The organism is Streptomyces sp. UNOB3_S3 (assembly GCF_020740895.1).
Classification (GTDB): domain Bacteria; phylum Actinomycetota; class Actinomycetes; order Streptomycetales; family Streptomycetaceae; genus Streptomyces.
In genome coordinates this window covers 1-2,648 of record NZ_JAILXP010000603.1, presented here as the reverse complement: position 1 = coordinate 2,648, position 2,648 = coordinate 1, and the positions used below count along the sequence as shown (strand labels likewise).

The window sequence follows — 2,648 nt, the reverse complement described above, 5'->3', positions numbered from 1 at the left end:
GCGGGTGGGCGGGCGGCGCTGGTCCCGGCCGTGGTGGTCGCGGTGGTGCTGGTGGCGTTGGCGTTCGTACGGCTCGGGCGGCGGCCCGCCGTGGAGTGGCTGACCGCCGTGGCGGCGCTGCGGCGGCGGGCGCGACGGGCGGCGGCGCAGCCGGTGACGCCGGGCACGGATCCGCGCCTGGCGCCCCTGGTGGAATGCGAACCGGCGCTGTGGACCGAGTCCTTCACCGATCGCGACCGGCGGCCGGTCGGGCTGGTCGGCGACGGCACGTTCCTGACGGCGGTGCTGCGCGTGGACGCCGTGGACCGGCCGTTGCGGGCCGCGCGGACCGAGCGGGCGCTGCCGCTGGACCTGTTGCGGGACGCGATGGACGTGGACGGCGTCCTGCTGGAGTCGGCGCAGGTCGTGCAGAGCACCCTGCCGGCGCCCGCCCCGCATCTGCCCGGACAGGCGCTGCCCGCGCGGAACTACGCGTTACTGCACGAGATGAGCGGCGCCCCCGCGGTGCGGCAGACGTGGGTGGCGCTGAAGTTCGACCCGGAGCTGTGCCCGGAGGCCGTGGCGGCACGCGGAGGCGGCGCCGAGGGGGCGCGGCGCTGTGTGCTGCGCGCGGCGCGGCAACTGGCCAGCAGGCTGCCGGGCGCCGGGTTCACGGCGACGCTGCTGTCCGAGGAGGAGCTGACGGCCGCCCTCGCCGCGGCGGCCGACCTCAATCCGGCGGCCACGGCGCAGGCGGGGCGCGCCGGCTCGCCCGCGCGGCGCACGGCGGAGACCTCGCGCGCCTGGCGGTGCGACGACCGCTGGCACTCGGTGTACTGGGTGAGCCGCTGGCCCCGGCTGGGGGCGGGCGCCACCGGCCTGCCGCAGCTCGCCGCGCTGCTCACGTCGCTGCCCGCGCTGTCGACGACGCTGAGCCTGACGCTCGGCCGGGGGCGGACGCTCGAAGGACGGCACGCGCCCACACTGACGGGACATGTACGGATATGCGGGCGTAGTGCGGATGAATTGGGAGCGGTGCGGCGTGAGTTGGAGCGGGCCGCCCGGGCGGTGAAGGTCGGGCTGGTCCGGCTGGACCACGAGCAGGTGCCGGGCGTGCTCGCCACGCTGCCGCTGGGAGGGACGCGTTGATGAACACTCCGGTGACGGCAACGACGACTGTGACGGCGGCGCCCATGGTGGCGGCGCCCGTGACGGCGGCGCCCGTGGCGGATCCGGCGGGGGCGGAACCGGCCGGGGCGGCGGCCTCGCCGCCCGCCCGACGGGCGCGGTTCGGCTTCGGGCTGCTCGGGCCGCGTCGCGGGCGGCATGAGCTGCTGCCCGACGAATTCGCCTCGCTGGCGCTGCCCGTGGGTGACGACGGGGTCGTCATCGGCTCCGACGAGCAGGGCGCGCCCGCCGTCCTGGGCCTCGGCCGGCCCGTCCCCTACGAGGTGGTCCTGGTCGGCGGCGCATGGACGGCACAGGTCATCGCGCTGCGCGCGGTCGGCACGGGGGCGCGCGTCGCCGTCGAGACCGGGCGGCGGCAGTTGTGGACGGCGCTCGCGCAGTCGGCGAACAGCGGGCAGCAGTGCGTCACGCTCCACGACGTCGGCCGGATGCCGCCGCAGGGGCCGTCCACGCACAGCCCCGTGCTCGTCGTACGCGACTGCGGGGCGCGGCCGCCGCGCGGCCGTACGGGCCCGGCGCCCTGGCAGTCGGTGCTCACCCTGCTCCCCTATCCGAGCCCCACCACGCCGCGCCTGTTGGACCAGGCGGATCTGGTGGGCGTTCAGCGGGTCGCGCCCGACGAGGCCCGGCAGATCGGCCGGACGATGAACCTGCCGCCGGAGGACGTCGAAACGCTGTCCACGCTCCCCGACGGCGTCACGCTTTGGTGCACGCGTTCGTCACGAATGTATGTCACCACCCTGCCGACCGAGCCGGAGACGGGTCTGCTGGGCGCCGCCCGGCGCATGGAGTGACACCCGGCTCCACCGGCGCGGGAGCGGTGTCACGGCCGCCGCGCGGGGAAGCCTTGCCGCGTCGAGGGGCGGATGGTGGGGCGGGGGCGGGCCTGCCGCGGAGATGCGGATGACGATTAGTCTGTAAGAACGTACGCACGCACTGGACAACCCGACGCCGGTCCTGTTCTGCGACAGATGGGGAAATCCGGGCGGTCGGGGCGACAGTAACGGTCGGCCCCGCCAGCTGAGTCCACCGAATCCATGGACACCGCATCCATGGGCAGCCGACCACACCAGCAGGAGGCATTGTGAGCAGCGATCGGGACGAGATCCGAGCGGCCGGGAAGACAGCCGGCGAGGACCGGTCCGACGCCGAGCACGGGCCGGGGTACGAACACGAGCCCGAGCACACGGGCGAGTTCACCATCGATTACACGCCGCCCGCGTGGTACACGCAGAGCGCGCCGGCGGCGGCGCCGTCCGTCGCGCCCGCGCCGCCGGTTGCTCCGGTTACTCCGGCCACGCCAGTCGCTCCGGTTGCTCCGGTCGCGCCCGTTTCGTCCGCTCCGGGCGGCGACGAGGCGTGGGCCGCCACGCCTCCGGCGCCCGCGCCGGCCGAGGCCCCGGCACCCGCCTGGACCCCGCCTCCCGCGCCTCAGGCCTCCCTGCCGCCGCTGCCGCCGAACTTCCCGCCCGCGGCCCAGC

3 protein-coding genes are annotated in these 2,648 nt (G+C 76.0%); all 3 read left to right on the top strand.

Annotated features, from left to right (window positions below; translation table 11 throughout):
• A partial coding sequence (gene eccE / locus K6I33_RS34195) for a type VII secretion protein EccE (protein ID WP_275126852.1) occupies positions 1-1,128 on the top strand: 1,128 nt, incomplete at its 5' end.
• 44 nt (positions 1,129-1,172) lie between these two features.
• Entirely contained in the window at positions 1,173-1,961 is a 789-nt protein-coding gene (locus K6I33_RS34190) for a hypothetical protein (RefSeq protein WP_374286594.1), read from the top strand.
• A 290-nt stretch (positions 1,962-2,251) separates the two neighbouring features.
• Positions 2,252-2,648: SCO5717 family growth-regulating ATPase (locus K6I33_RS34185; RefSeq protein WP_308297368.1), on the top strand; the 397-nt coding region annotated here is incomplete at its 3' end.